The organism is Azospirillum sp. A23 (assembly GCF_042938965.1).
GTDB lineage: Bacteria > Pseudomonadota > Alphaproteobacteria > Azospirillales > Azospirillaceae > Azospirillum > Azospirillum melinis.
Window position 1 is genome coordinate 2,401,183 of record NZ_CP170667.1, and the last position, 23,280, is coordinate 2,424,462.

21 protein-coding genes are annotated in these 23,280 nt (G+C 67.5%); 7 read left to right on the plus strand and 14 right to left on the minus strand.

What is annotated here, in order from left to right:
* Positions 1 to 8: 8 nt before the first annotated feature.
* The 3 genes from pheS to rpmI form a co-directional block, all read right to left on the minus strand.
* Complete coding sequence (pheS, locus tag ABNQ40_RS28825) at positions 9 to 1,076, minus strand: phenylalanine--tRNA ligase subunit alpha (protein WP_109049680.1); 1,068 nt, start codon at positions 1,074 to 1,076, stop codon at positions 9 to 11.
* Positions 1,077 to 1,212: 136 nt separating this feature from the next.
* Positions 1,213 to 1,584 carry a 50S ribosomal protein L20 gene (gene rplT / locus ABNQ40_RS28830; protein ID WP_098740681.1) on the minus strand — a complete coding sequence of 124 codons (372 nt, stop codon included), beginning with the start codon at positions 1,582 to 1,584 and terminating at the stop codon, positions 1,213 to 1,215.
* A 35-nt stretch (positions 1,585 to 1,619) separates the two neighbouring features.
* Complete coding sequence (gene rpmI, locus ABNQ40_RS28835; protein ID WP_012975158.1) at positions 1,620 to 1,820, minus strand: 50S ribosomal protein L35; 201 nt, start codon at positions 1,818 to 1,820, stop codon at positions 1,620 to 1,622.
* A gap of 515 nt (positions 1,821 to 2,335) precedes the next feature.
* Here rpmI and ABNQ40_RS28840 point away from each other — a divergent pair.
* Both ABNQ40_RS28840 and ubiB read left to right on the plus strand, forming a co-directional pair.
* Positions 2,336 to 3,112: a class I SAM-dependent methyltransferase gene (locus tag ABNQ40_RS28840; protein WP_109049679.1), complete on the plus strand. Its 777-nt coding sequence runs from the start codon at positions 2,336 to 2,338 to the stop codon at positions 3,110 to 3,112.
* 6 nt (positions 3,113 to 3,118) lie between these two features.
* Positions 3,119 to 4,657, plus strand: coding sequence for a 2-polyprenylphenol 6-hydroxylase (ubiB, locus tag ABNQ40_RS28845; protein WP_109049678.1), 1,539 nt, complete (start codon positions 3,119 to 3,121; stop codon positions 4,655 to 4,657).
* 89 nt (positions 4,658 to 4,746) lie between these two features.
* Here the strand turns inward: ubiB and ABNQ40_RS28850 are convergent, their stop codons facing one another.
* A complete protein-coding gene (locus ABNQ40_RS28850) occupies positions 4,747 to 5,673 on the minus strand; it encodes a glyoxylate/hydroxypyruvate reductase A (protein ID WP_109049677.1) in 927 nt (308 codons plus the stop codon).
* A gap of 79 nt (positions 5,674 to 5,752) precedes the next feature.
* Between ABNQ40_RS28850 and ABNQ40_RS28855 the strand changes: the two genes are divergently transcribed.
* Positions 5,753 to 6,412: a pseudouridine synthase gene (locus ABNQ40_RS28855; RefSeq protein WP_109049676.1), complete on the plus strand. Its 660-nt coding sequence runs from the start codon at positions 5,753 to 5,755 to the stop codon at positions 6,410 to 6,412.
* Here ABNQ40_RS28855 and ABNQ40_RS28860 read toward each other — a convergent pair.
* The 6 genes from ABNQ40_RS28860 to ABNQ40_RS28885 all read right to left on the minus strand — a co-directional run bounded on the left by ABNQ40_RS28860 (position 6,354) and on the right by ABNQ40_RS28885 (position 15,497).
* Positions 6,354 to 8,174: an acyl-CoA dehydrogenase C-terminal domain-containing protein gene (locus ABNQ40_RS28860; RefSeq protein WP_109049675.1), complete on the minus strand. Its 1,821-nt coding sequence runs from the start codon at positions 8,172 to 8,174 to the stop codon at positions 6,354 to 6,356. The two genes, ABNQ40_RS28855 and ABNQ40_RS28860, sit on opposite strands and share 59 nt — an antisense overlap.
* A gap of 37 nt (positions 8,175 to 8,211) precedes the next feature.
* Positions 8,212 to 9,138, minus strand: a complete 927-nt coding sequence (locus ABNQ40_RS28865; RefSeq protein WP_391348130.1) for an electron transfer flavoprotein subunit alpha/FixB family protein — start codon at positions 9,136 to 9,138, stop codon at positions 8,212 to 8,214.
* Positions 9,139 to 9,192: 54 nt separating this feature from the next.
* The gene (locus tag ABNQ40_RS28870; RefSeq protein WP_391348133.1) at positions 9,193 to 9,942 is read right to left on the minus strand and encodes an electron transfer flavoprotein subunit beta/FixA family protein; all 750 of its coding nucleotides are present in this window, start codon (positions 9,940 to 9,942) and stop codon (positions 9,193 to 9,195) included.
* 139 nt (positions 9,943 to 10,081) lie between these two features.
* Positions 10,082 to 11,734 carry an acyl-CoA synthetase gene (locus ABNQ40_RS28875; protein WP_109047728.1) on the minus strand — a complete coding sequence of 551 codons (1,653 nt, stop codon included), beginning with the start codon at positions 11,732 to 11,734 and terminating at the stop codon, positions 10,082 to 10,084.
* 157 nt (positions 11,735 to 11,891) lie between these two features.
* Complete coding sequence (locus ABNQ40_RS28880) at positions 11,892 to 12,614, minus strand: response regulator transcription factor (protein WP_109047729.1); 723 nt, start codon at positions 12,612 to 12,614, stop codon at positions 11,892 to 11,894.
* Between the two features lie 75 nt (positions 12,615 to 12,689).
* Positions 12,690 to 15,497: a cache domain-containing protein gene (locus ABNQ40_RS28885; RefSeq protein ID WP_109047730.1), complete on the minus strand. Its 2,808-nt coding sequence runs from the start codon at positions 15,495 to 15,497 to the stop codon at positions 12,690 to 12,692.
* Between the two features lie 232 nt (positions 15,498 to 15,729).
* Between ABNQ40_RS28885 and ABNQ40_RS28890 the strand changes: the two genes are divergently transcribed.
* Both ABNQ40_RS28890 and ABNQ40_RS28895 read left to right on the plus strand, forming a co-directional pair.
* Positions 15,730 to 16,053, plus strand: a complete 324-nt coding sequence (locus tag ABNQ40_RS28890; RefSeq protein ID WP_109047731.1) for a DUF485 domain-containing protein — start codon at positions 15,730 to 15,732, stop codon at positions 16,051 to 16,053.
* Entirely contained in the window at positions 16,050 to 17,732 is a 1,683-nt protein-coding gene (locus tag ABNQ40_RS28895; RefSeq protein ID WP_109047732.1) for a cation acetate symporter, read from the plus strand. Before ABNQ40_RS28890 ends, ABNQ40_RS28895 begins: the two co-directional genes overlap by 4 nt.
* A gap of 93 nt (positions 17,733 to 17,825) precedes the next feature.
* On the opposite strand, the gene ABNQ40_RS28900 is transcribed toward ABNQ40_RS28895, so the two are convergent.
* On the minus strand, positions 17,826 to 18,047 hold the full coding sequence (locus ABNQ40_RS28900) for a hypothetical protein (protein WP_098740694.1): 222 nt from the start codon (positions 18,045 to 18,047) through the stop codon (positions 17,826 to 17,828).
* A 37-nt stretch (positions 18,048 to 18,084) separates the two neighbouring features.
* On the minus strand, positions 18,085 to 20,202 hold the full coding sequence (locus tag ABNQ40_RS28905) for an ATP-binding protein (protein ID WP_391348139.1): 2,118 nt from the start codon (positions 20,200 to 20,202) through the stop codon (positions 18,085 to 18,087).
* Positions 20,203 to 20,456: 254 nt separating this feature from the next.
* On the opposite strand from ABNQ40_RS28905, the gene ABNQ40_RS28910 reads away from it, so the two are divergent.
* Positions 20,457 to 20,699: a hypothetical protein gene (locus ABNQ40_RS28910; RefSeq protein ID WP_109047734.1), complete on the plus strand. Its 243-nt coding sequence runs from the start codon at positions 20,457 to 20,459 to the stop codon at positions 20,697 to 20,699.
* Positions 20,696 to 20,929 carry a hypothetical protein gene (locus tag ABNQ40_RS28915; RefSeq protein ID WP_109047735.1) on the plus strand — a complete coding sequence of 78 codons (234 nt, stop codon included), beginning with the start codon at positions 20,696 to 20,698 and terminating at the stop codon, positions 20,927 to 20,929. The genes ABNQ40_RS28910 and ABNQ40_RS28915 overlap by 4 nt, the downstream gene beginning before the upstream one ends.
* Before the next feature lie 28 nt (positions 20,930 to 20,957).
* Here the strand turns inward: ABNQ40_RS28915 and irrA are convergent, their stop codons facing one another.
* Positions 20,958 to 21,380, minus strand: coding sequence for an iron response transcriptional regulator IrrA (gene irrA / locus ABNQ40_RS28920; RefSeq protein ID WP_199235459.1), 423 nt, complete (start codon positions 21,378 to 21,380; stop codon positions 20,958 to 20,960).
* Between the two features lie 251 nt (positions 21,381 to 21,631).
* Positions 21,632 to 23,005: a nitronate monooxygenase gene (locus ABNQ40_RS28925; RefSeq protein ID WP_109047737.1), complete on the minus strand. Its 1,374-nt coding sequence runs from the start codon at positions 23,003 to 23,005 to the stop codon at positions 21,632 to 21,634.
* Positions 23,006 to 23,280 lie beyond the last annotated feature (275 nt).

The window sequence follows — 23,280 nt, forward strand, 5'->3', positions numbered from 1 at the left end:
CCGGCTCCTTAGCGCGTCAGGCCGTGGGCGATGTTGGGAATGTCGAGGGCGGCGAAGCCGTAATGCTTCAGCCAGCGCAGGTCGGCTTCGAAGAAGGTGCGCAGGTCGGGAATGCCGTATTTCAGCATGGCGACGCGCTCCACCCCCATGCCGAAGGCAAAGCCCTGATAGCGGGTGCTGTCGATGCCGCAGGCTTCCAGCACGTTCGGGTGGACCATGCCGCAGCCGAGGATTTCCAGCCAGTCGCCGTAATTGCCCAGCTTCAGCTCGCCGCCCTTGCGGGAGCAGCCGATATCGACTTCCGCCGACGGTTCGGTGAAGGGGAAGAAGCTGGGGCGGAAGCGCAACGGCAGGTCGTCCACGTCGAAGAAGGCGCGGCAGAACTCCACGAGGCAGCCCTTCAGGTGCCCCATGTTGGTCGCCTCGTCGATGACCAGCCCCTCGATCTGGTGGAACATGGGGGTGTGGGTCATGTCGTAGTCGGAACGGTAGGTGCGCCCCGGCGCGATGATGCGGATCGGCGGCTTGTTGTTCAGCATGGTGCGGACCTGCACCGGGCTGGTGTGGGTGCGCAGCAGCATCTTCTTCTCATCCGAATCCGGCAGATAGAAGGTGTCGTGCATGTCGCGCGCCGGGTGGCCGGGCGGGAAGTTCAGGGCGGTGAAGTTGTGGAAATCGTCCTCGATGTCCGGCCCTTCGGCGACCGAGAAGCCCATCTCGGCGAAAATGGCGATCATCTCGTCCATCGTCTGGCTGATCGGGTGGATACGCCCCTCGGTCTCGGGGCGGACCGGCAGGGTGACATCCACGCGCTCGGCTTCCAGCCGCGCCTTCAGGTGGGCGGCGGCGAGGTCGGCCTTGCGCGCGTCGATGGCGGCGGCGATCTCGTCCTTCAGCGCGTTCAGCGCCTGACCGCGCTCCTTGCGCTCGTCCGGCGTGAGGTTCCCCAGCTCCTTCATGAAGCCGGTGATGCGCCCCTTCTTGCCGAGCGCGGAGACCCGCACCTCGTCCAGCGCCGAGAGGTCGGCGGCGGCGTTGACCTGCGACAGAAGTTCGTCTTTCAGCGCGTCGAGCATGGCGGTTCCCGGCAAGCGTGGGGAAGAAAACGGTGCAAAAAGAAAAAGGGAGCCGGCCCAGCGGCCCGGCTCCCTTCTCTTACAACTGACGCCGTGACGGCAAGCGTTCCCTTGAGTTCGGGAAACGCGAGGCGCGTTACGCGGCGGCCTTGGAGGCGAGCGCGGCCTGGGCCTGGTCCACCAAGGTCTTAAAGGCCTCCGGCTCGCGCGCGGCCAGATCGGACAGGACCTTGCGGTCGATCTCGATGCCGGCCAGCTTGATGCCGTTGATGAAGCGCGAGTAGGTCAGGCCGTACTGACGGACGCCGGCGTTGATGCGCTGGATCCACAGGCCGCGGAAATCGCGCTTCTTGTTGCGGCGATCGCGATAGGCATAACGAAGCGCCTTCTCGACCTTCTCGACCGCAATGCGGAAATTCTTGGAGTTGCGACCCCGGTAGCCCTTGGCGAGCTTCAGGATCTTGCGGTGACGGGCGTGCGTCGTGACGCCGCGCTTAACACGAGCCATGGTTCAGTCCTTCCGAATTCTACAATGTGCCGAGATCAGGCGTTGCGCAGCCAGTTCTTCAGCACCGTGCGGGCGTTGGAGTCGCACAGGGTCATCATGCCGCGCGCGTTGCGCTTCATGTTCGGGGACTTCTGTTCCAGGCAGTGGCGCTTGTAGGCGGCCTGAGCGCGGACCTTACCCGTGGCGGTCACCTTGAAGCGCTTCTTGGCGCCGCTCTTCGTCTTCAGCTTGGGCATTTTCGTTTCCTGGGTGGAAATGAGGCGGAATTCCAACGGACGGGTGGGCATGCCCTGAGCCTTCCGGCCCAGCCTCGCCGCCCGTGGAAGGCTGCGCTTATACGCGCGGGGACGGCGCGATGCAAGGGGGATGTGGCGGAGAGACCCTCTGCAACGCAGTGGACCCACGACTCCTCTTCGGCCGTCATTCCCGCGACGTTCAGGCAGCGCCTGTTTTGCCGGCCCCCCTGCCGCGAACACGCTGCCTATGCTAGGATTTGAGACCTGTCCCATGCGATGGAGAGTCAGATGAAACATCAGCCGGAAACTGTTTCACGCTGTTCCATCCCCCACCGTGTCGCCGGCACGCCGCCCAAGCGCGCCCCATGGAACAGACACGCAAAACTGTTCCATGCCGTTCCATCCCCCCACCTCCCGCCCTTCAGCCCTGTCCGCCCTACGCCATTCGCCGCAGCGCCTTCCGCATTGCACGCCCCCGCTGGCGCATGGCCCCTGCCCGCGCTATCTTCCCGGCCATGAGCGACCGCATCCCCGACCCGCAAAAACCCGCGTCCGGTGCCGAAGGCAACTGGTTCGGCTTCACCCCCGTCGATCCGTCCGCCAAGTCCGGGCTGGTCCGCGCCGTCTTCGACAGCGTGGCGACCAACTACGACCTGATGAACGACCTGATGTCGGGCGGCATCCATCGGCTGTGGAAGGACACGCTGATGGAGATGGTGGCGCCCAAGCCGGACATGACCCTGCTCGACGTGGCGGGCGGCACCGGCGACATCGCCTTCCGCTTCCTCAAGAAGGGCGGCGGGGCCGCGGTGGTCTGCGACATCACCGAGGCGATGGTGCGGGTCGGCCGCGACCGCGCCATCGACCGCAACATCCTGTCCGGCGTGCAATGGACGGTCGGCGACGCGGAACGGCTGCCCATCGCCCCGCGCTCGGTCGACGCCTACACCATCGCCTTCGGTCTGCGCAACGTCACCCGCATCGACGAGGCGATCAAGGAGGCCCACCGGGTCCTGAAGCCGGGCGGCAAGTTCTACTGCCTGGAGTTCAGCCACGTCGTGCTGCCCGTTCTGCGCGAGCTGTACGACGTCTATTCCTTCCAGGTGCTGCCCTTCATGGGCCGCGTGGTGGCGAAGGACGAGGCGAGCTACCGCTATCTGGCCGAGAGCATCCGCCGCTTCCCGCAGCAGGCCGATCTGGCCAGGCGGATCGAGGCCGCAGGCTTCGGTGCGGTGCGGGTGCGCAACCTGTCGGGCGGGATCGCCGCCATTCATTCCGGCTGGCGGATTTAACCTCCCGTGTTCCGCATCCTGCGCAACCTGATCCGGATGGCCGTCATCGGCCGGACGGTCGCCCGTCATGATGCCCTGCCCACCAGCCTGCTCGGCACCGCCCCCGGCCTGCTCTGGCTGTGGCGCCGGGTCGCCCGCAAGGGGGTGCCCGGCCGCGAGGGCGAACGGCTCGCCCGCGCGCTGGCCGAACTCGGCCCCACCTACATCAAGCTGGGACAGCTGCTCTCCACCCGCTCCGATCTGGTCGGCGAGCGGATGGCCGTCGATCTGGCCGAGCTGCAGGACAAGCTGCCGCCTTTCCCCGCCCATCAGGCCCGCGCCATCATCGAGGCGGAGTTCGGCCAGCCGGTCCAGGCGCTGTTCCAGAGCTTCGACGACAAGCCGGTCGCCGCCGCCTCCATCGCGCAGGTCCATTTCGCCGTCACCGCCGATGGGCAGGAGGTGGCGGTCAAGGTGCTGCGTCCAGGCATCGAGCAGGCCTTCGAGCGCGACATCGACCTGTTCTACCGGCTGGCGGCGCTCGCCCAATGGGTCCTGCCCAGGCTGAAGCGGCTGCGTCTGACCGAAATCGTCGACACCTTCGCCCGCACCTCGCGGCTGGAGATGGATTTGCGGATGGAGGCGGCCGCCGCGTCGGAGCTGGCGTCGAACTTCAAGGACGACGACACCTTCAACGTGCCGAAGGTCGATTGGGAGCGCACCGGCGGCCGGGTGCTGACGCTGGAGCGCATCCGCGGCTTCAAGGTCGACGAGCCGGCCCGCATCTCCGCTGCCGGTTTCGACCGCGATGAGATCCTGGCGATGGCCTCGGCCAGCTTCTTCAACCAGGTCTTCCGCGACGGCTTCTTCCACGCCGACCTGCATCCCGGCAACCTGTTCATCAATGAACAGGGCACCATCACCGCCGTCGATTTCGGCATCATGGGCCGGCTGGACCGCGAGACGCGCTACTACCTCGCCGACATGCTGATCGGCTTCCTGACCGGCGACTACCGCCGCGTCGCCGTCGTGCATTTCGAGGCCGGCTACGTGCCGCGCCACCAGTCCATCGAGATCTTTACCCAGGCCTGCCGCGCCATCGGCGAGCCTTTGCAGAACAAGCCGCTGGCCGACATCTCGGTCGGCCGGCTGCTGGCCCAGCTGTTCGCCGTCACCGAACAGTTCGAGATGGAAACCCAGCCGCAGCTGCTTCTTCTGCAAAAGAGCATGCTGACGGCGGAGGGCGTCGGCCGGCTACTGAATCCCAACATCAACATGTGGGAGCTGGCCCGGCCGCTGATCGAGGAGTGGATGCGCGAGAACCGCGGTCCGGAGGCGCAGTTCATCAACGATGCCGGCGCCATTCTGAGCACTGTCCGCCGCATCCCCGCCCTGGTCAGCGAGGCGGAGCGGGTGACCCGCGACATCTCGGAAGGCGGCGTGCGCCTTCACCCGCAGACCGTCCGCCAGATGCTGAACGGCTGGGAAACCCGCCGCCGCTCGGACCGCGCCGCCCTGTGGGTGATCGCGGCCCTGCTGGCGGTGATCGCCGTTCAGATGCTGTAAGGGCCGCGACTGCGGCCCCGCAGGCACATGCCTCTCGGAGGCAAGCGGCCGGACGGCCGCGCCCGCCGATTGAGGGCAGAGAATAACTCTCAGTAGCCCCGGCTGCGGTCCACCAGATTGGGCACCGGCCGGCCTTCGCGGAGCGCGGTCACCGCGGTGGCCACCTGCCCGGCGCACAGCGACGGATGGGTGACCCCGGCGACATGGGGGGTGATGCGGACCCGCGGGTGACGCCAGAGCGGATGGTCCGCCGGCAACGGCTCCGTCGCGAAGACATCCAGGCTGGCACCGCGCAGATGCCCGCTCTCCAGCGCATCCAGCAGGTCCGACTCGACCAGATGCCCGCCGCGCGCCGCGTTGATGACAACCGCCCCCTTGGGCAGGGCGGCGAACAGGCCGGCATTCATGATGCCGCGGGTTTCCTCGGTCAGCGGCAGCAGGCAGACCAGCACATCGCATTGCGGCAGCATCGCCGCCAGCCCGTCGGGACCGGAAAAGCTCTCCACCCCCTCGATGCTCTTGGGGCTGCGGCTCCAGCCCATCAGCCGGTATTCCAGCGTCCGCAGCGTGCGGGCCGACGCCGCTCCCAGCTCGCCCATGCCTAAGAAGCCGACGGTCACCTCGGACGCCGGACGATGGTCCAGTTGCTCCCACCGCGTCTCGGCCTGGAGGGCGTCATACCGGTCCATCAGCCGGTGCCAGTACAGAACCTGGAAGACGACGTAGCCGGCCATGTCGGCCGTCAGCCCGTCCGCGACCATGCGCACCAGCGGCACGTCCGGCAGGGTCGGATCCAGCAGGATCGGCTCCACCCCGGCGCCCAGCGACACGATCAGCTTCAGGTTGGGCAGGGTCGCCAGCATGCCGGCCGGCGGCTTCCACACCACCGCGACCTCGATGTCGGCGACGTCGCCGGTCTCGGGCCAGACGCGCATCTCCAGGCCGGGAAGATGACGGGCGATTTCCCGGCGCCAATCCTCGGCGCTGTCGCTGGCGGAGCAGAACAGAAGCGTCACGGCCGAACCCCTGCTATCTAGGTCAGTGTTGGGGTGCGAACGATAGCGCCTTTCCCGAACTCCGCAAGGAAGCAAGCCAGTGCCGCGCCTGATCCTGCTGAACAAGCCCTATGGCGTGCTGCCGCAATTCACCGACGACCAGGGCCGCCCGACCCTGGCGGAACTGGTTCCGGTGAAGGGCGTCTATGCCGCCGGCCGGCTCGACCGCGACAGCGAGGGGCTGCTGGCGCTGAGCGACGACGGTCCCCTGATCGCCCGCATCGCCTCACCGGCCAACAAGATGCCGAAGACCTACTGGGTGCAGGTGGAGGGCGTGCCGACCGAGGAGGCGCTGGAGGCGCTGCGCCGCGGCGTCATGCTGAAGGACGGCCCCGCCCTGCCGGCCGAAGTGCGGCGGATGGACGAGCCTGAGTCGCTGTGGCCGCGCGATCCGCCGGTGCGCTACCGCGCCGCCATCCCCACCGGCTGGATTGCGCTCACCATCCGCGAGGGGCGCAACCGGCAGGTCCGCCGCATGACCGCGGCGGTCGGTTTCCCCACCCTGCGGCTGATCCGCTGGGCCATCGGCGACTGGACGCTGGACGGGCTGGCGCCGGGGCAGTGGCGGGAGGTCCCCCAACCGCCCGCGACACCCGGCAAAGGGCCAAGAGCCCCGGCACCAACCGGCAAGCGCGGTCCCGTCAAACCGCGCCGAACAGCTGCTCCTCGCTCAGCGCCATCACGCTCGCGGAGCCGTTGACGACGGTCGCCCGCAGCGCCGCCGCCTTCGGCAGCACATGGGTGGCGTAGAAGCGGGCGGTCAGCGGCTTGGCCGACAGGAAGGCGGTGTCGGCATCGCCCTCCGCCAGCTTCTCCGCCGCCACCTTGCCGGCGCGGGCAAGCTGCCAGCCGCCGGCGACCACGCCCATCAGCTCCAGCAGAGTCACCGACGCGGCGGCCGGCAGGCGCGGGTCCTGCTTCGCCGCGGCCAGCACCCAGGCAATCGCCTGCCTGGCCTCATGCACCGCGCCGACCAGTTCGGCACCGGTGACGCGCAACGCTTCGTCAGTATGGCCTGACAGCTCGCCAGCCAGCGCCGCGATCTCGTCCAGCAACCCATTGGCCGTTGCCCCGCCGTCGCGCAGGAGCTTGCGGTTGATCAGGTCGTTGGCCTGGATGGCGGTGGTGCCTTCGTAGATCGTGGTGATGCGGGCGTCGCGCAGGTGCTGGGCGGCGCCGGTCTCCTCGATGAAGCCCATGCCGCCATGGACCTGCACGCCGTCCGACGCCAGCTGCTGGCCGGTCTCGGTGCACCAGCCCTTGGCGATGGGAGTCAGCAGATCGACCAGCAGGGCGGCGCGGCCGCGGGTGGCTTCGTCGGCATGGTGGTGCGCCACATCGACCGCGGCGGCGGCGGTGTAGAGGATGCCGCGCATCGCCTCGATCCGCGCCTTCATGCCCATCAGCAGGCGGCGGACGTCGGGATGGTTGACGATGCCCTTCGATTGGCCCTCGGTCCAGCCCAGCGGCTTGCCCTGCACGCGGTCGCGGGCATAGGCAAGCGCCTGCTGATAAGCGCGCTCGGCAATCGCCAGACCCTGCATGGCGACGTTCAGCCGGGCATGGTTCATCATGGCGAACATGTATTCCAGGCCGCGGTTCGGTTCGCCGACCAGGAAGCCGGTCGCCCCGCCCTCGTCGCCGAAGGACAGCACGGCGGTCGGGCTGCCGTGGATGCCCAGCTTGTGCTCCAGCGACACGCACTTCACCTGATTGCGGCCACCCAGGCTGCCGTCGGCGTTGACCAGGAACTTCGGCACGACAAACAGGCTGATGCCCTTCACGCCCGGAGGCGCATCGGGCAGGCGGGCCAGCACCAGATGGACGATGTTCTCCGTCAGGTCATGGTCGCCGTAGGTGATGAAGATCTTCTGCCCGGTGACGAGGTAATGGTCGCCGTTCGGCACCGCGCGCGACCGCGTGGCGGCGAGGTCGCTGCCCGCCTGCGGCTCGGTGATGTTCATGGTGCCGGTCCACTCGCCCGAGATCATCCGGGGCAAATAGAGATCCTTCAGCGCCTCAGAGCCATAGAGCTGAACCGCGTTCACCGCCCCCTGAGTCAGCATCGGACAGAGTGCGAAGGCCATGTTGGCGGAATGCCACATCTCCTGCACCGCGGTGTTCAGCAGATTGGGCAAACCCATGCCGCCGCGCGCCGGGTCGAAGGGCAGCCCGTTCCAGCCGCCTTCGACCAGAGCCTGCCATGCCGTCCCCCAGCCCTCCGCCGTGCGGGCGACGCCGTCGGCGTCGAGCCGGGCTCCCTGCACGTCACCGATGCGGTTCAGCGGCGCCAGGACGTTCTCGGCAATCTTCGCCGCCTCGCCCAGGATGCTGTCCACCATGTCGGGGCTGGCATCCTCGAAGCCGGGCAGAGCCGCCACCTCGGCCATGCCGGCGAGGTGGTCGAGGACGAAGCGGATCTCTTTCAGCGGCGGGGTGTAGGGGATCGCGGCGGCGGTCATGGGGGACCTCTTCGGGTAACGGAAAGAATGGACGGGATCAAACGGCCTGCTGCAACTCCGGCAGGGCCTTGAACAGGTCGGCGACGAGGCCGTAATCGGCGACCTGGAAGATCGGCGCCTCCTCATCCTTGTTGATCGCGACGATGACCTTGCTGTCCTTCATGCCGGCCAGATGCTGGATCGCACCCGAGATGCCGACGGCGATGTACAGCTCCGGCGCCACGATCTTGCCGGTCTGGCCGACCTGATAGTCGTTCGGCACGAAACCCGCGTCCACGGCGGCGCGCGACGCACCGACCGCGGCCCCCAGCTTGTCGGCGATCCCCTCCAACAGGTGGAAGTTGTCGCCCGACTGCATGCCGCGCCCGCCGGAGATGACGATGCGGGCCGAGGTCAGCTCCGGACGCTCCGACTTCGACAGTTCGGCCGAGACGAAGCCCGACAGGGCGGGGTCGGCCACGGCGGCGATGCTCTCGACCGTGGCGCTGCCGGTGGTGGCGACCGCCGCGAAGGCGGTGGTGCGGACGGTGATCACCTTCACCGGGTCGGCCGACTGCACGGTGGCGATGGCGTTGCCGGCATAGATCGGCCGCTCGAAGCTGTCGGCGGCAACCACGGCGGTGATGTCGGAGATCATCGCGACATCCAGCAATGCCGCGGCACGTGGCAGCACGTTCTTGCCGGCCGAGGTGGCGGCGGCGAGGACATGGCTGTAACCGGAGGCGAGCGACACCAGCAGGGCCGCGACCGGCTCGGCCAGGGCGTGTTCATAGGCGGCATCGTCGGCGAGCAGCACCTTGGCGACGCCGGCCAGCTTGGCGGACTGCTCCGCGGCCGGGGCGGCGTTGCGGCCGGCGACCAGAACATGAATGTCGCCGTCGAGTTTGGATGCCGCGGTCACCGCATGGGCGGTGGCGGGCTTCAGGCTGGCGTTGTCGTGGTCGGCAAGGATCAGGATGGGCATGGGGCGGCTCCTCTGTCGGGCGGGGTGCGGGGAGTGCTGGCACGGGGCCGGCGCTCAGATCACCCGCGCCTCGGTCTTCAGCTTGTCGACCAGGGTGGCGACGTCCGGCACCTTGATGCCGGCCTGACGCTTCGGCGGCTCGGCGACCTTCACCGTCTTCAGACGCGGCGTGACGTCGACGCCGAGGCTGTCCGGCGTGACGGTCTCCAGCGGCTTCTTCTTCGCCTTCATGATGTTGGGCAGCGAGGCGTAGCGCGGCTCGTTCAGGCGCAGGTCGGCGGTCACCACCGCCGGCAGCTTCAACGACACGACCTCAAGCCCACCGTCGATCTCGCGGGTCACGGCGACCGTGCCGTCACCGGCGGCGATCTTCGAGGCGAAGGTGCCCTGGCCCCAGCCGAGCAATGCCGCCAGCATCTGGCCGGTCTGGTTGCAGTCGTCGTCGATGGCCTGCTTGCCGAGGATGACGAGGCCGGGGGCCTCCTTCTCGACCAGCGCCTTCAGGACCTTGGCGACGGCCAGCGGCTCGGTCGTCACGTCGGTCTGCACCAGGATGGCGCGGTCGGCGCCCATGGCGAGAGCGGTGCGGAGCGTCTCCTGCGCCTGGGTCGGGCCGACGGAGACCACCACGATCTCGGTCGCCTTGCCGGCTTCCTTGAGGCGCACGGCTTCTTCGACGGCGATCTCGTCGAAGGGGTTCATCGAGAACTTCACGTTGGACGTCTCGACGCCGGACTGGTCGGTCCTCACCCGGATCTTGACGTTGTAGTCGACGACGCGCTTCACGGCGCAGAGGATCTTCATGGCGCGGGTCCCTTTGGAAATGGGCGGCGTGCAGGCATGGAAGGGCGTTGCTCACCCCTCCTTCCCCGTTGGACAGGGGACGGAGGAGCGCGCTTCGGCCGATGTGCGGAAAAAGGGTCAGGGTGGGGCAAAGCGCCCCTTACAGCCCCTCGGTCTGCTTGCGCAGGACGTATTTCTGGATCTTGCCGGTGGAGGTCTTCGGCAGCGGGCCGAACACCACCGTGCGCGGGCACTTGAAGTGGGCCATGTGCGACCGGCAGAAGGCGATGATGTCGGCTTCGGTTGCGGTGGCGCCGTCCTTCAGCGTGACGAAGGCGCAGGGCGTCTCGCCCCACTTCTCGTCATGGCGGGCGACGACGGCCGCCTCCAGTACGTCGGGATGCTTGTAGAGCACATCCTCCACCTCGATGGAGGAGATGTTCTCACCGCCGGAGATGATGATGTCCTTCGAGCGGTCCTTGATCTCGACATAGCCGTCCTCATGCCAGACAGCGAGGTCGCCGGTGTGGAACCAGCCGCCGGCGAAGGCCTCTTCGGTCGCCTTGGGGTTCTTCAGATACCCCTTCATGACGTTGTTGCCGCGCATCATGATCTCACCCATCGTGCGACCGTCCTTCGGCACCGGCTCCAGCGTGAAGGGATCGGCGACGATCACCGCCTCCAGCATCGGGCCGCGCACGCCCTGGCGCGCCTTGATCGCCGCCTTCTCGTCCAGCGACAGGCCGTCCCAGCGGTCGTGCCAGACGCAGACCACGGTCGGGCCGTAGCATTCGGTCAGGCCGTAGACATGGGTGACTTCCCAGCCCATGCGCTCCATCCCGGCGATGACGGCGGCGGGCGGGGCAGCGCCGGCGACCATCACCTTGACCGTCTGCTCGATGCCCTGCTTCAGCTCGGCCGGGGCATTGTTCAGCATGTTGAGGACGATGGGCGCGCCGCAGAAGTTGGTTACCCGCTCGTCGCGGATCAGCTTCAGAACGGTGTCGGGGCGGACCTGACGCAGGCAGACGGCGGTGCCGGCAGTGACCGCGATGGTCCAGGGGAAGCACCAGCCGTTGCAGTGGAACATCGGCAGCGTCCACAGATACACGGGCGCATCGCCCATGTTCCAGGACAGCGCGTTCGACACCGCGTTCAGGTAAGCACCGCGATGGTGATAGACGACGCCCTTCGGGTTGCCGGTGGTGCCGGAGGTGTAGTTCAGCGCGATGGCCTGCCATTCGTCGGCCGGCAGGGTCCAGGAATGCTCGGCACCGACATCGCTGATGAAGGACTCGTAATCGCGGTCGCCGATCAGCTCGCCGCCGGTATAGGTCGGATCGTCGATGTCCACCACCGGGATCGGCGCGTCGAGCAGGGCCAGCGCCTTCTTGGCGACGCCGGAGAACTCGCGGTCGACGATCAGGATCTTCGCCTCGCCGTGCTTCAGGATGAAAGCGATGGCCTCGGCGTCCAGGCGGGTGTTGACGGCGTTCAGCACGGCACCGGCCAGCGGCACGCCGAAATGGGCCTCGAACAGTTCCGGCGTGTTGGCGGCCAGCATGGCGACGGTGTCGCCGGTGCCGATGCCCAGATTGGCCAGCGCCGCGGCCAGACGGCGCACGCGGACGAAGGTCTCGGCCCAGGTGCGGCGCACCGGTCCATGGACGACGGCCAGCCGGTCGGGCCACACCGCGGCGGCACGCTCCAGGAAGGTCAGCGGCGTCAGGGCGACGAAATTGGCGGCATTGCGGCCGAGATCGCGCTCGTACGGATTGACGCGGACATCGGCTGCGGCGGCAGTTTCACTCATCGGACCGTTCTCCCCAGGGGTTCTTTGTTGCGCGCCGACATTGGGCACGGCGGTGTTGGAAACAGCCTGTACCAGATCAGCTTTGCGCAACTTTCTCAGGATTATGACCAATTGTTATTGAGGTTGTTGCGGCGCAAACGCAGGGGTGGCGCCACTTTCAGCGCAACCAGCTCACGTCGCCGGCGAACAGATAGCCGGCGCCATAGACCGTCTTGATCAGCCGCGGCGCGCGGGGATCCTCCTCGATCTTCTTGCGGATGCGCGAGATGCGGACGTCGATGCTGCGGTCGTAGGGGAAATCGTCGCGATCCTGATCCGGGCCCTGCAAATGCTCGCGCGACAGCACGCGCTTCGGCGCCTTCAGCAGCATGAGCAGAAGCGAGGCTTCCGCTGCGGTCAGGCTCTCCTGCCGGCCGTCGTCGGCGGTCAGCGTCAGGTTGCCGAGATCGAACACCCAGGGACCGAAACGCGCCCGCGCGGTCTCCGCTGCGGCGGTGGCGCCGGCCAGCTGTTCGCGGCGGCGGATGGCGCTGTTGACGCGGGCGACCAGTTCCCGCGGCTCGAACGGCTTCACGATGTAATCGTCGGCACCAAGCTCCAGCCCCAGCACCCGGTCGGAGGTGCCGCCGCGCCCGGACAGGATGATGACGCCGAAGCGCACATCCTCCCACAGCTCGCGCACCAGGGTCAGCCCATCCATGTCTGGCAGGCCGAGATCGACCAGACAGAGGTCGGGGGCCAGGCGCTGGATCGCCGTCCGCGCCTCCCGCCCGTTGGCCCAGCCGGTCACCTCATAGCCGTAGCTCTCCAGCACCTCCGTCACCAGCCGCCGGATGTTGGCCTCGTCCTCGATCACATAGATGCGCTTCTTCTGTCCCACGCGCGTTTCCCCTCGGCACTCGTCGCCCTGCTTTTTCCAGGTGCGTTCTATTGGGTGCGTTCTGTTGGCCCAACCCTACCAGGCCGGCGCGGGTTCGGCGGCGTGGCCGATGGCCGCCACCAGCTCCCGCTTGTCCCATGGCTTGCGCAGTATGACGGCATCGGCGGGGACGTCGCCATACTCGACAGCGAATCCGCTGACCAGAACCACCCGCATGGCCGGCCGCAGCAGCCGGGCGCGCCGCGCCAGCTCCACACCGGACAAGCCGGGCATGACGATGTCGGAGACCAGCAGAGACAACCCGTCGATCTGCTCCACCAAATCCGCCGCCTCGTCGCCGCTCGCCGCCTCCACCACCGAAAAGCCGAGGTCGACCAGTTGCTGGCGCATCACTTGCCGGACATCGTCATTGTCCTCCGCCACCAGCGCCAGCTGGCCGGACCAGCCTCCGGGCTGCGGTTCGGCCGCCGCCGCCGGATCGGCCTCCCGAGAGCGGGGCACAGGTTCGGCGCGCGGCAGCAGCAGGGTGACGGCGGTCCCTTCTCCCGGCCGGCTGTCGATGCGCAGATAGCCGCGCGACTGCTTGACGAAGCCGTAGACCATCGACAGCCCCAGGCCGGAGCCGAGGGCCTTGGTCGTGAAGAAGGGCTCCACGGCGCGGGCCAGCGCCTCCGGCGTGAAGCCGGTGCCAGTGTCCGTGACGCGGATCTCCAGATAATCGTCGGGCCGGACCGGCTCGTCGAAGGACTGGTCGCCTTCCACCTTGCGGATGCCGACGGCGATGTCGAGCCGCCCGCCGTTCGGCATGGCGTCGCGTGCGTTGATGGCGAGGTTGACCAGCGCGTTCTCCAGCTGGGTCTGGTCGGCGATGGTCCAGCATTCCCGCCCCTCCCCCGGCACGCCGATGGCGATGGAGCTGGGGAAGGACCGGCGCAGCAGAACGGCCATGTCGCGCAAGAGGCCGCACAATTCGATCGGCTCCGGCTTCAGCGGCTGCTGACGGGAGAAGGCGAGCAGGCGGGCGGTGATGTCGGCACCGCGCCGGCCGGCGCGCTGGGCCGGCTCCAGATAGGCGTCGAGCCCCTCCACCGCCGCGTAGCGCTCGCGCGCCGCCGACAGGTTGCCGATGATGATCGACAGCAGGTTGTTGAAGTCGTGCGCCAGCCCGCCGGACAGCTGTCCGACCGCCTTCAGCCGCTGCGCCTCCACCAGCTGGCGCTCGGTCTGCTTCTCGTCGGTGACGTCGAGGGTCAGGACGAACAGACCGGTGACCGCGCCCTCCTCTTCCCGGCCCTCGCCCCTCCCCTCGCCACGATGCGGGATCAGCGTGGTCTTGGTCACCATGGTGCCGCCATGGCGCGGGAAGGCATATTCGAAGGTCACCACCTCCCCCGACAGGCAGCGGTCGAGGTGGGGGGCGAGGGCCGCCATCGCCCGCCGGCCGACGACCGACGCCAGATCGCGGCCGATGACCGCCGCCTTGTCGCGCCCGACCAGTTCGGCCCAGCGCAAATTGGCGAAGGTCAGCCGGCCGTCACGGTCCAGCCCGGCGATGCAGGCGGGGATCGCATCCAGGATCACGCGCTGCCGGGTCTCCGCCTCCGCCAATGCGGCGGTGCGGTCGCGTACCCGGCTGTCCAGCGTGGCGACGGTGTCGCGCAACTGCCGGACCATGCCGTCGAAGGCGGAGGCCAGGAGCCCGATCTCGTCGCCGCGGCGGATGCCGCTCTGAGCGCCGAGGTCGCCGGCCCTCACCTGCACCGCGGTGTCGGCCAGCCGGCGCAGCGGCCGCACCAACCGCCCGACCGCGATGTAGCCCAGCAGGCTTCCCGCTGCCATCAGCGCCATGCCGATGGCAAGGATGCGGTTGCCCAGCACCACAGACGACCGCCGCAGCTCGTCCACATAGACCGACGAGGCGATGTACCAGTCGAACCCCTCGAAATGCCGGACCCAGCTGATCTTCTCGTAGGCGTAGTTGCCGGGATCGTCGGGCTTGTCCCACAGGTAGGTCAGCGGCTCTCCCATCGCCGCGGCGACCTTCAGATCCTCGGCGATGGGACGGCCGGTGGCGGAGTTCAGCCGGTCGCCGAAGACGGTGCCCTCGATGTTCGAATTCGGGTGGATGATCATCCGGTTCGCCGAATCGAAGATGTAGAGATAGCCGGTGCGGGCGATGCGCAGCTTGCGCAGGGCCTGGCGCAGATCCTCGATGGCGTCAGCCTTGCGCCGCTCCACCTCGGCGTCGACGTCGGCCAGATAGGCGCCGGTGCCGACGATGATGCCGCGCCTGGGCAGATCCTTGAAGAAGCTGAGCTTCGGCGCCCGTTCGTCGCCGTTCGGCCGCCACCACGGATAGGTCTGGAACCCCTCCCCCTCGCGCTTGGCGGTGGCGACGATGGTGGGCAGGATGTGGCGGCCCAGATTGTCGCGCAGATCGTCGGCCTTACGCCCCTGATAGTCCGGCGAGGGATGCGACAGGATCACCGAATCGTAGCCGATGGCCCACACATAGTCGCCGTTGCCGTAGCGGAAGGCATGCAGCCCCTCCATCGCCTCGCGCCGCGCCTGCTCCATCGTGATCTCGCCGCGGTCGGCGCGGGCATAGACATGCTCGATATAGCCGACGGCCAGTTCCAGCACGTCGCGCAGCCGGGTCTTGTAGGAGTCGACGGTCGCCACCCGCTGCTCCTCCAGCCCGCCGCGGATGCGGCTGACCAGTTCGAACACGTTGTCGAGGATGGTCCGGCTGGCGTCGCGTTCGATCTCGTAGGCCTTCTCCTCGATGAAGGGGACCGAGAAGACGTAGGCCGCCGCGGAGAACAGCCCGAGCGAGATTAGGATCGCCGAGAACAGCCGGAGGAACAGGGGCGAACGGATCATTTTCCGGGCGGGGATGGCGGGATGCGGGGATCGGTGGAATCCCCGCCATCATTCCAGCTTCACCGCTGAGGCTCAACGCGAATCGGTGAGATTGTTACCTGAATTGCATTGAAACAATTCGTCATATTTCCGGGAAATTTGCGAAACAGTGTTTTGTTAGCCGGAAGGACATAAGCCTAGCCCATCAATTCGGGTCGGGGCAAACCAAGGACGTTCAGCGTCTGGAGGAAACATGCACTCCCCCGCCAACACTCCTGTCTATGAGAGGGTTCGCCGGAACCCCAAATTCCACGAGCTGGTGCGCCAGCGCAGCCGGCTGGCCCTGGTCCTGTCGGCCGTCGTGCTGGTCGGCTACTACGCCTTCATGATGGTGGTCGCCTTCGCGCCCGGCCTGCTGCACAAGCCGATGTCCGACGAGTCGTCGCTCAGCGTCGGCTTCCCGATCGGGGCCGCGATCATCATCCTGTCCTGGCTGCTGACCGGCGTCTATTCCCATTTTGCCAACGGCCGCTTCCAGGACCTGACCGACGAGATCACGCGGGAGACGCTGCAATGACCGCCCGCCGGATCCTCCTCGCGACAGCTGCCGTCTCCCTGTTCGCCACCCTGGCCGCTGTGCCGGCACTGGCCGCCGGCGATGTCGGTCAGCTGGAAAAGCAGCCGATCAACCTGTCGGCCATCGGCATGTTCATCGCCTTCGTGCTGATGACGCTGGGCATCACCTATTGGGCGGCCAGCCGCACCCGGTCCACCTCCGATTTCTACACCGCGGGCGGCGGCATCACCGGGTTCCAGAACGGTCTGGCGATTGCCGGCGACTATATGTCGGCGGCGACGCTGCTCGGCCTGTCGAGCTTGGTGTTCGCCAAGGGCTATGACGGCTTCGTCTACACCATCAGCTTCTTCGTCGGCTGGCCGATCATCCTGTTCCTGCTGGCCGAACGGCTGCGCAACCTCGGCCATTTCACATTCGCCGACATTGCATCCTACCGGCTGGACCAGGGCAAGATCCGCACCTTCGCCGCCATCGGCTCGCTGACGGTGGTGTGCTTCTACCTGATCGTCCAGATGGTCGGCGCCGGCCAGCTGATCAAGCTGCTGTTCGGGTTGGACTACAACGTCGCGGTGATCGTCGTCGGCGTGCTGATGGTGGTCTATGTCACCTTCGGCGGCATGATCGCCACCACCTGGGTGCAGATCATCAAGGCCGTGCTTCTGCTGGGCGGCGGCATGGTCCTGGCCTTCCTGGCGCTGTCGCGCTTCGGCTTCAGCCTGGAGGCCATCGCCAAAAGCGCCATCGCCTCGCACAAGGACGGCGTGAAGATTATGGGGCCGGGCACGCTGCTGGCCGACCCGGTGTCGGCAGTGTCGCTGTCGCTGGGCCTGCTGTTCGGCACCGCCGCCCTGCCGCACATCATGATGCGCTTCTTCACCGTCCCCAATGCGCGCGAGGCCCGCAAGTCGGTCTTCTACGCCTCCGGCTTCATCGGCTTTTTCTTCCTGCTCGTCTGCGTGCTGGGCATGGCGGCGATCACCATCGTCGGCACCGACCCGCAGTTCTTCGAAGGCGGCAAGGTCGGCGGCAAGCTGATCGGCGGCGGCAACATGCCGGTGATGCATCTGGCCAAGGCGCTGGGCGGCGACCTGTTCCTGGGCTTCCTGTCGGCGGTCGCCTTCGCCACCATCCTGGCGGTGGTGTCGGGCCTGGCGCTGGCCGGCGCGTCCGCCATCGCCCACGACCTCTACGCCCGTGTCATCCGCAAGGGCGAAGCGACGGAGCGCGAGGAGATGCGCGTGTCCAAGATCGCCTCGCTGGTGCTGGGCGTGCTGGCTGTCGTGCTGGGCATCGCCTTCGAGAAGCAGAACGTCGCCTTCCTGGTCGGCCTGACCTTCGGCGTCGCGGCATCGGTGAACTTCCCGGTGCTGATCCTGTCGATGTACTGGAAAGGCCTGACCACGCGCGGCGCGCTGGCGGGCGGCATCGCCGGCCTGATCTCCGCCGTCACGCTGGTGGTCCTGTCGAACGCGGTGTGGGTCGTGGTGCTGAACAACCCGGCCCCCATCTTCCCCTACGAACAGCCGGCCCTGTTCTCGATGACGCTGGCCTTCCTCGTAACCATCGTCGTCTCGAAGCTGGACAGCAGCGCGTCGGCCCGCGCCGAGCGCGAGGCCTTCGAGGACCAGTTCGTCCGCTCCCAGACCGGCATCGGTGCCGCCGCCGCGGCCAAGCACTGATCGCCTGACGGTCCAACGGCCTGACGCTTCAATGGAAGGCGTCCTTCCCCAGACCCGGGGAAGGACGCCTTCCCGTTGTCAGCCGGTCCGTTGTCAGCCGGCCGAGACGCTGTTGTCCTTGCGGCGCGACAGCTGGACCTGCCCGTCCAGGCATTTGACATAGCCGGTCTTACCCGGTTTCAGCCCGTCCAGAATGGTGACCAGCGCGCGGGGGATCGCCGCGAATTCCTTGGAGCCGCGCGACTGGCCGTTGTAGGCGGCGATGTGCTCGCGCAGCTTCTCCTTGGACACCGGCTTCCCGTCATTCCCGATCATCTCGTCCGCCTTTCGATGCTCTTGCTCGCCGACAGGCTTACGCCGGCAGCCCATCCACTGCAACCGGCCGGCCAGTACGGTCGACGGGGAAGCGGATGGTGGCGGCGGTGCCGCGGCCCGGTTCGCTGTTGATGGACAGGCTTCCGCCATGCAGGGCCATCAGGTCGCGGCAGATCGACAGGCCCAGCCCGGTGCCGCCGAACCGCCCGGAGATGCTGCTGTCGGCCTGCTGGAACGGCTCAAGGATGCGGGCCAGCGCGTCGGCGGCGATGCCGATGCCGGTATCGCGCACGGTGATGGCGATCCTGCCATCCCCTTCCCGCACCGCACTCACCGTCACCCGGCCGCCGCGGGGAGTGAATTTGACCGCGTTCGACAGCAGGTTCAGCAGCACCTGGCGCAAGGCACGCTCGTCGGCCAGCAGATTGGGCAGGTCGGGGGGGCATTCGACCGCCAGCGTCACCCCACCGACATCGGCCGGCACCGCGGTCAGCGCCCGGCAGGTCTCGATGGCCTCGGCCGGCTCCATCCAGCTTTCATCCAGCGTGTAGCGCCCGGCCTCCAGCTTCGACATGTCCAGCACGTCGTTGATCAGGTCCAGCAGGTGGCGGCCGCTGTTCTGCACATGGCGGGCATAGTCGCGATAGCGCGGACTGCCCAGCGGACCGAACAGCTCGTGCAGCATGATGTCGGAAAAGCCGATGATGGCGTTCAGCGGCGTGCGCAGCTCGTGGCTCATGGTCGCCAGGAAGGCGCTTTTGGCCCGGTTGGCGGCCTCCGCCTGATCGAGCGCCGTGGCAAGCCTTTCGGCGGCCTCGACCCGCTCGGTGATGTCGCGCGCCTCGACCACCAGCACCGTGACGACGCCCCCGTCGTCATAGACCGGCTTGATCGTCACATCCATCACGCGGGTGAGCCCGTCGGCGACCACATCGGTCTCGTAACGGACGAAGCGCCCCGAGGCCGCCTTTTCGATGGATTGGCGGAAAGCCGCCGCCAGTTCGTCCGTGCGGGCCCAGCCGCGGAACTCCCAGGCGCGGTGTCCGACCAGCGCTTCGGCGGGCAGGCCGGCCAGGGCGCAGGCCGGCCGGTTCAGCGCCAGCACCCGGCCGTCCGGCGACAGCAGTCCCATGATCTGGAAACTGCTGTCGAACAGCGCCTGCGAGCGCCGTTCGCTGGCGCGCAATGCCTGCGTCGTCGTCTCCAGCCGACCGAGTTGCCGCAGCGCCAGCCAGGCCAGCAGCACCACCACCACCGACACCGCGGCGGTTTCTACGACGCGCTTCCAGCGGTCGTTGTACCAGCCGGCCAGGACGTCGTCGGTCCGGAGGCGGACATAGACGTAGAAGGGCAGCCCCCCCACGCGGCGGACGGTGCCGATCCGCTCGCGACCCTCGGTCGGGTCGAAGCCGGACAGCGTCCGCGCGGCCTCACCCGCGGGCAGGCGGGGCAGGATATTGGCGAAGATGGCGCGGTTCTGGTCAAGAGGCGCGCTGAACCGGGAATGGGCGAGGACCACCCCGTCTTCGCCATAAAGCAGGATGATGCTGCGCGGCCCGATGTTCTGTGTCGCGTAAAGCCGGGCGAAGCGGTCGAGGTCGAGCAGCCCCACCGCCGCGCCACTGCCGTCGGCCAGCGGTCGGACGATTGCCGCACGCCAGCCGCCGCCCTGATCCTGATAGGGTCCGATGAAGGACGCCGACCTACCGGCCGCCGCCTGGGCCAGCGGGGTTCCGGCAACCGATGCCGGAGCGTCCAGGCCGGTAGATTGCCGGACACGCCCGTCCGGCTCCACGATCAGCAGGGTCCGCAGTGCCAAGCCCGGTCCGGAGTCCATGCCGGGTGCATCGGGCGCTTCGCCCAGCAGGTAGGCGGGAATCTGCCCGCTCTCCGTCATGCCGCGCAGGGTATAGCCGGCCACGACCATGACGCGGCGGGCGTCCTCCTCCAGGAGGGTCGAGAGGTTGGCGGTCTGGCGCAGACCATCCTGGATCGCCCGGTCGCGCGCCCGCTCAAGGTCGGCGTAGGCGACCAGCCAGAAACCGGCGACCACCGCCACAAGCAGGCCGATGCGCATCGCGGCGACGGGCGGCAGAGAGGATAAGCGCCACCACGTCCCGCGTGCGCCACCGTCCGGTTCGGAGAGATCCGTCAAAGGAAATGGTCCGCCGCGTCTGAATGCTGGAGAGGCGTCAAGCCGGAACGGCCGGACGCGACGAACTGTAGCATGCCGGCGCGGGCAGTTTCACGTTCGGTTACCCCTGATCCGGGCAGGATCAGAGATGCGGGGGCCGGCTGTCGTGCATGGGAAGGATTTGGGGGAAGAGCTTGGGGAAAAGTTTGCCTCGACAAAGCCCGCAGCCCGCGCTTCTCTGCCCGGTGACGATGTGAAGGAGGATCCCGTCGGGCATGCTGCAGGATTTCATCGATAGCCTGTCCCAGGGGCCGCTCCTGGGGTTGATGCTGTTCCAGGTCGCCATCGTCTGGCCGCTGTCGCGCATCCTGCGGCGGGCCGGCTTCTCGCCGCTGTGGGCCCTGTTCTCCCTGGTGCCGCTCGGGCATGTGGTGCCCATCGGCGTGATGGCGCACAGCCGATGGCCGGTGCTGCCGGCACGGCAGGCGCGCAAGGTCAAGGCACGGAGGACGGCATGACGGAAACCGTGATCCAGCTCGGCTTCTGGGAACTGCTGATCGGCTCCATCGTCACGATGTACATGCTGATCGCCGGCGGCTGGGTTCTGGCCAAGGCCGGGCGCAGCCCGCTGTGGATCCTGCTGCTGCTGTTCCCCTACCTCAACGTCCTGGCGGTCTGGGCCTTCGCCTTCATCCGTTGGCCCTTCGTCGACCGCGCCCCCGCTCCGGCGCAGCCAGACGAGGGCTGAGCACCGGACAATCGGCAAGGGGGCAGGATCAGACGTCGTCCTCGATCAGGCGGACGATAACGTCGACGCGGGCGACGCGGGTGCCGGCGGGGGCGGCCGGAAGGTTCTGCACCGTCAGCCGGTCGGCGGGGATGTCCTCCAGCCGGCCGGTGGATTCGACGAAGAAATGGTGGTGGTCGCTGGTGTTGGTGTCGAAGTAGGATTTTCCCGCCTCCACCACCACCTCGCGCAGAAGCCCTGCGGTGGTGAACTGGTTCAGCGTGTTGTAGACGGTCGCCAGCGACACCGGCAGGTCGGCGGCCAGCGCCTCGCAGTGCAGCTGCTCCGCCGTGACATGCCGGTCGCAACCTTCGAACAGCATGCGGGCGAGGCCGAGGCGCTGGCGGGTCGGGCGCAGTCCGGCGCCGTTCAGCCGGTCGAGGGCTCGCTTGAAGGGGCGTTCGGCGGTCATCATGGGCGAGGCACCCGTACTGTCGACAGTGGGATCGGACACGGAGTCCAAAACAGGACCGCGGCACTAGGCCGCATTCTGTTTAAGAGTAAAACCATTCGGAAAGCTCACGCAAGCCATTGTCGCAGCGACGTCAATGGAGACATGGTTGGGAGAGCCGCCCAAACCGGATGAATGCCCGTAATGGCCCAATGCAAAGGCCGCCGACGGTTTCCCGCCGACGGCCTTGTCCATCCGGTGGATGCGACCGGTCAATAGCCGGTGGCGATCCGTTCGATCAGTTGCTTCACCGTGGGGATGAAGCCGTCGTTGTAATAAGGATCGCTGGCGAAGCGGTAGGCGTTGTGCCCCGCGAACATCAACTGGTTTTCGCAGTCGTCGGTGTGGCTGACCGCCTGGAGCGTCTTCTGGATGCAGAAGGAGCGCGGATCGGCGCGCTTGCCCGTCGTGCCTTCCTCGTTCTGCGCCCAGTTGGAGAAGCCGCAGGCCGACAGGCAGCCCATGCAGTCGACCTGATCGTGGAGGATCTTTTCCGACTGCTGGGGCGTGACGAAGACCAGCGTGCTGTCCGGCGTCTTCAGAGCGGTGGTGAAGCCCTGGGACAGCCAACCCTCGGCACGCTGCTTGTCGCTTTCGGTCACGTAGACCGGGCGGCCGCGCGGACCGACCGGGAATTCGGCCGAATGCTCGCCCACCGGCTTGGACAGGTAGGCGACCTGACGCTCGGACCGGGCCATCAGGTCCAGCAGGAAGGGGTTCTTCACCGCCGACGAGTAGAAGCCGGTGGGGGAGAAGCGGTTCAGGAAGACGTCACCCGGTTGCAGCGCCACCAGCTTGCGCTTCCACGCCATGGAGATCGGGCTCTCCTGGGTCAGCAGCGGACGGGTGCCGAACTGGAAGGCGACAGGCCCAAGGTCGGGGTTGTCGATCCAATCCTCCCACTCCGACAGCCACCAGACACCGCCCGCCATCACGATGGGGGTGTCGTTCAGCCCGAAGCTGTTCATCATCTGGCGCAGGGCCAGGACGCGGGGGAACGGATCCTCCGGCTTCTGCGGGTCTTCGGAGTTGGACAGGCCGTTGTGACCGCCGGCCAGCCACGGATCCTCGTACACCACGCCGCCGAGATGTTCCCGGAACTTGTGGTAGGCGCGCAGCCACAAGGCGCGGAAGGCGCGGGCCGACGAGACGATCGGATAGTAATGGACGCCGTAGCTCACGGCGATCTCGGCAACCTTGTAAGGCATGCCGGCGCCGCAGGTGACGCCGTGGATCATGCCCTGGGCGCCTTCCAGCACGCCATGCAGGATGTGCTCGGCGCCGCCCATCTCCCACAGGACGTTCATGTGGATACGGCCCTGGCCGTTCGACGTCTCGTGCGCGATGCGCGCCTGGGCGATGCCGCCCTCGATGCCGAAGGCGATCAGCTCGTTATGGCGCTCGCGCCGGGTCTTGCCATTATAGATCTGCGGCAGAAGGTTGCCGTTCTCATCATAGCTGTCGGCGTTGACACCCGAGAAGGTGCCAATCCCGCCGGCAGCCGCCCAGGCGCCGGAGCTTTCGCCGTTGGAAACGGCAATACCCTTGCCACCCTCGACGAGCGGCAAAACCTCCCGGCCGGACATCGGCAACGGCTTCAACGCCTTCAACGAACCCTCCAAAGACCGAACGTGGCATCCCGTGGGACGCCGGACCAAAGCGGCGGACTACCGGACGACGAAAAGCTCCGCCGGAATCCGCGTGGGTTCCGGCGGGATCGCCAGTGCGGTTCTATATATGAGGAATTGGCGCGCCCGACGAGCGGATTCATCCCCTCGCGCAAAAAACGTTCACGAATTGCCGCAGTCGCGAACGGAAGCGTCAGCGTATCGACCGGTCCACCGACGGATCATCGGGCTCC

Excerpts from the sequence above, each read along its gene's own strand:
- rpmI (WP_012975158.1), bottom strand. The coding sequence starts at position 1,820 with ATGCCCAAGCTGAAGACGAAGAGCGGCGCCAAGAAGCGCTTCAAGGTG.
- ABNQ40_RS28895 (WP_109047732.1), top strand. The coding sequence starts at position 16,050 with ATGACCGCCCGCCGGATCCTCCTCGCGACAGCTGCCGTCTCCCTGTTC.
- pheS (WP_109049680.1), bottom strand. The coding sequence starts at position 1,076 with ATGCTCGACGCGCTGAAAGACGAACTTCTGTCGCAGGTCAACGCCGCC.
- ABNQ40_RS28890 (WP_109047731.1), top strand. The coding sequence starts at position 15,730 with ATGCACTCCCCCGCCAACACTCCTGTCTATGAGAGGGTTCGCCGGAAC.
- ABNQ40_RS28910 (WP_109047734.1), top strand. The coding sequence starts at position 20,457 with ATGCTGCAGGATTTCATCGATAGCCTGTCCCAGGGGCCGCTCCTGGGG.
- rplT (WP_098740681.1), bottom strand. The coding sequence starts at position 1,584 with ATGGCTCGTGTTAAGCGCGGCGTCACGACGCACGCCCGTCACCGCAAG.
- ABNQ40_RS28900 (WP_098740694.1), bottom strand. The coding sequence starts at position 18,047 with ATGATCGGGAATGACGGGAAGCCGGTGTCCAAGGAGAAGCTGCGCGAG.
- irrA (WP_199235459.1), bottom strand. The coding sequence starts at position 21,380 with ATGACCGCCGAACGCCCCTTCAAGCGAGCCCTCGACCGGCTGAACGGC.
- ABNQ40_RS28840 (WP_109049679.1), top strand. The coding sequence starts at position 2,336 with ATGAGCGACCGCATCCCCGACCCGCAAAAACCCGCGTCCGGTGCCGAA.
- ABNQ40_RS28875 (WP_109047728.1), bottom strand. The coding sequence starts at position 11,734 with ATGAGTGAAACTGCCGCCGCAGCCGATGTCCGCGTCAATCCGTACGAG.
- ABNQ40_RS28885 (WP_109047730.1), bottom strand. The coding sequence starts at position 15,497 with ATGATCCGTTCGCCCCTGTTCCTCCGGCTGTTCTCGGCGATCCTAATC.
- ABNQ40_RS28870 (WP_391348133.1), bottom strand. The coding sequence starts at position 9,942 with ATGAAGATCCTCTGCGCCGTGAAGCGCGTCGTCGACTACAACGTCAAG.
- ABNQ40_RS28860 (WP_109049675.1), bottom strand. The coding sequence starts at position 8,174 with ATGACCGCCGCCGCGATCCCCTACACCCCGCCGCTGAAAGAGATCCGC.
- ABNQ40_RS28865 (WP_391348130.1), bottom strand. The coding sequence starts at position 9,138 with ATGCCCATCCTGATCCTTGCCGACCACGACAACGCCAGCCTGAAGCCC.
- ABNQ40_RS28925 (WP_109047737.1), bottom strand. The coding sequence starts at position 23,005 with ATGTCCGGCCGGGAGGTTTTGCCGCTCGTCGAGGGTGGCAAGGGTATT.
- ABNQ40_RS28915 (WP_109047735.1), top strand. The coding sequence starts at position 20,696 with ATGACGGAAACCGTGATCCAGCTCGGCTTCTGGGAACTGCTGATCGGC.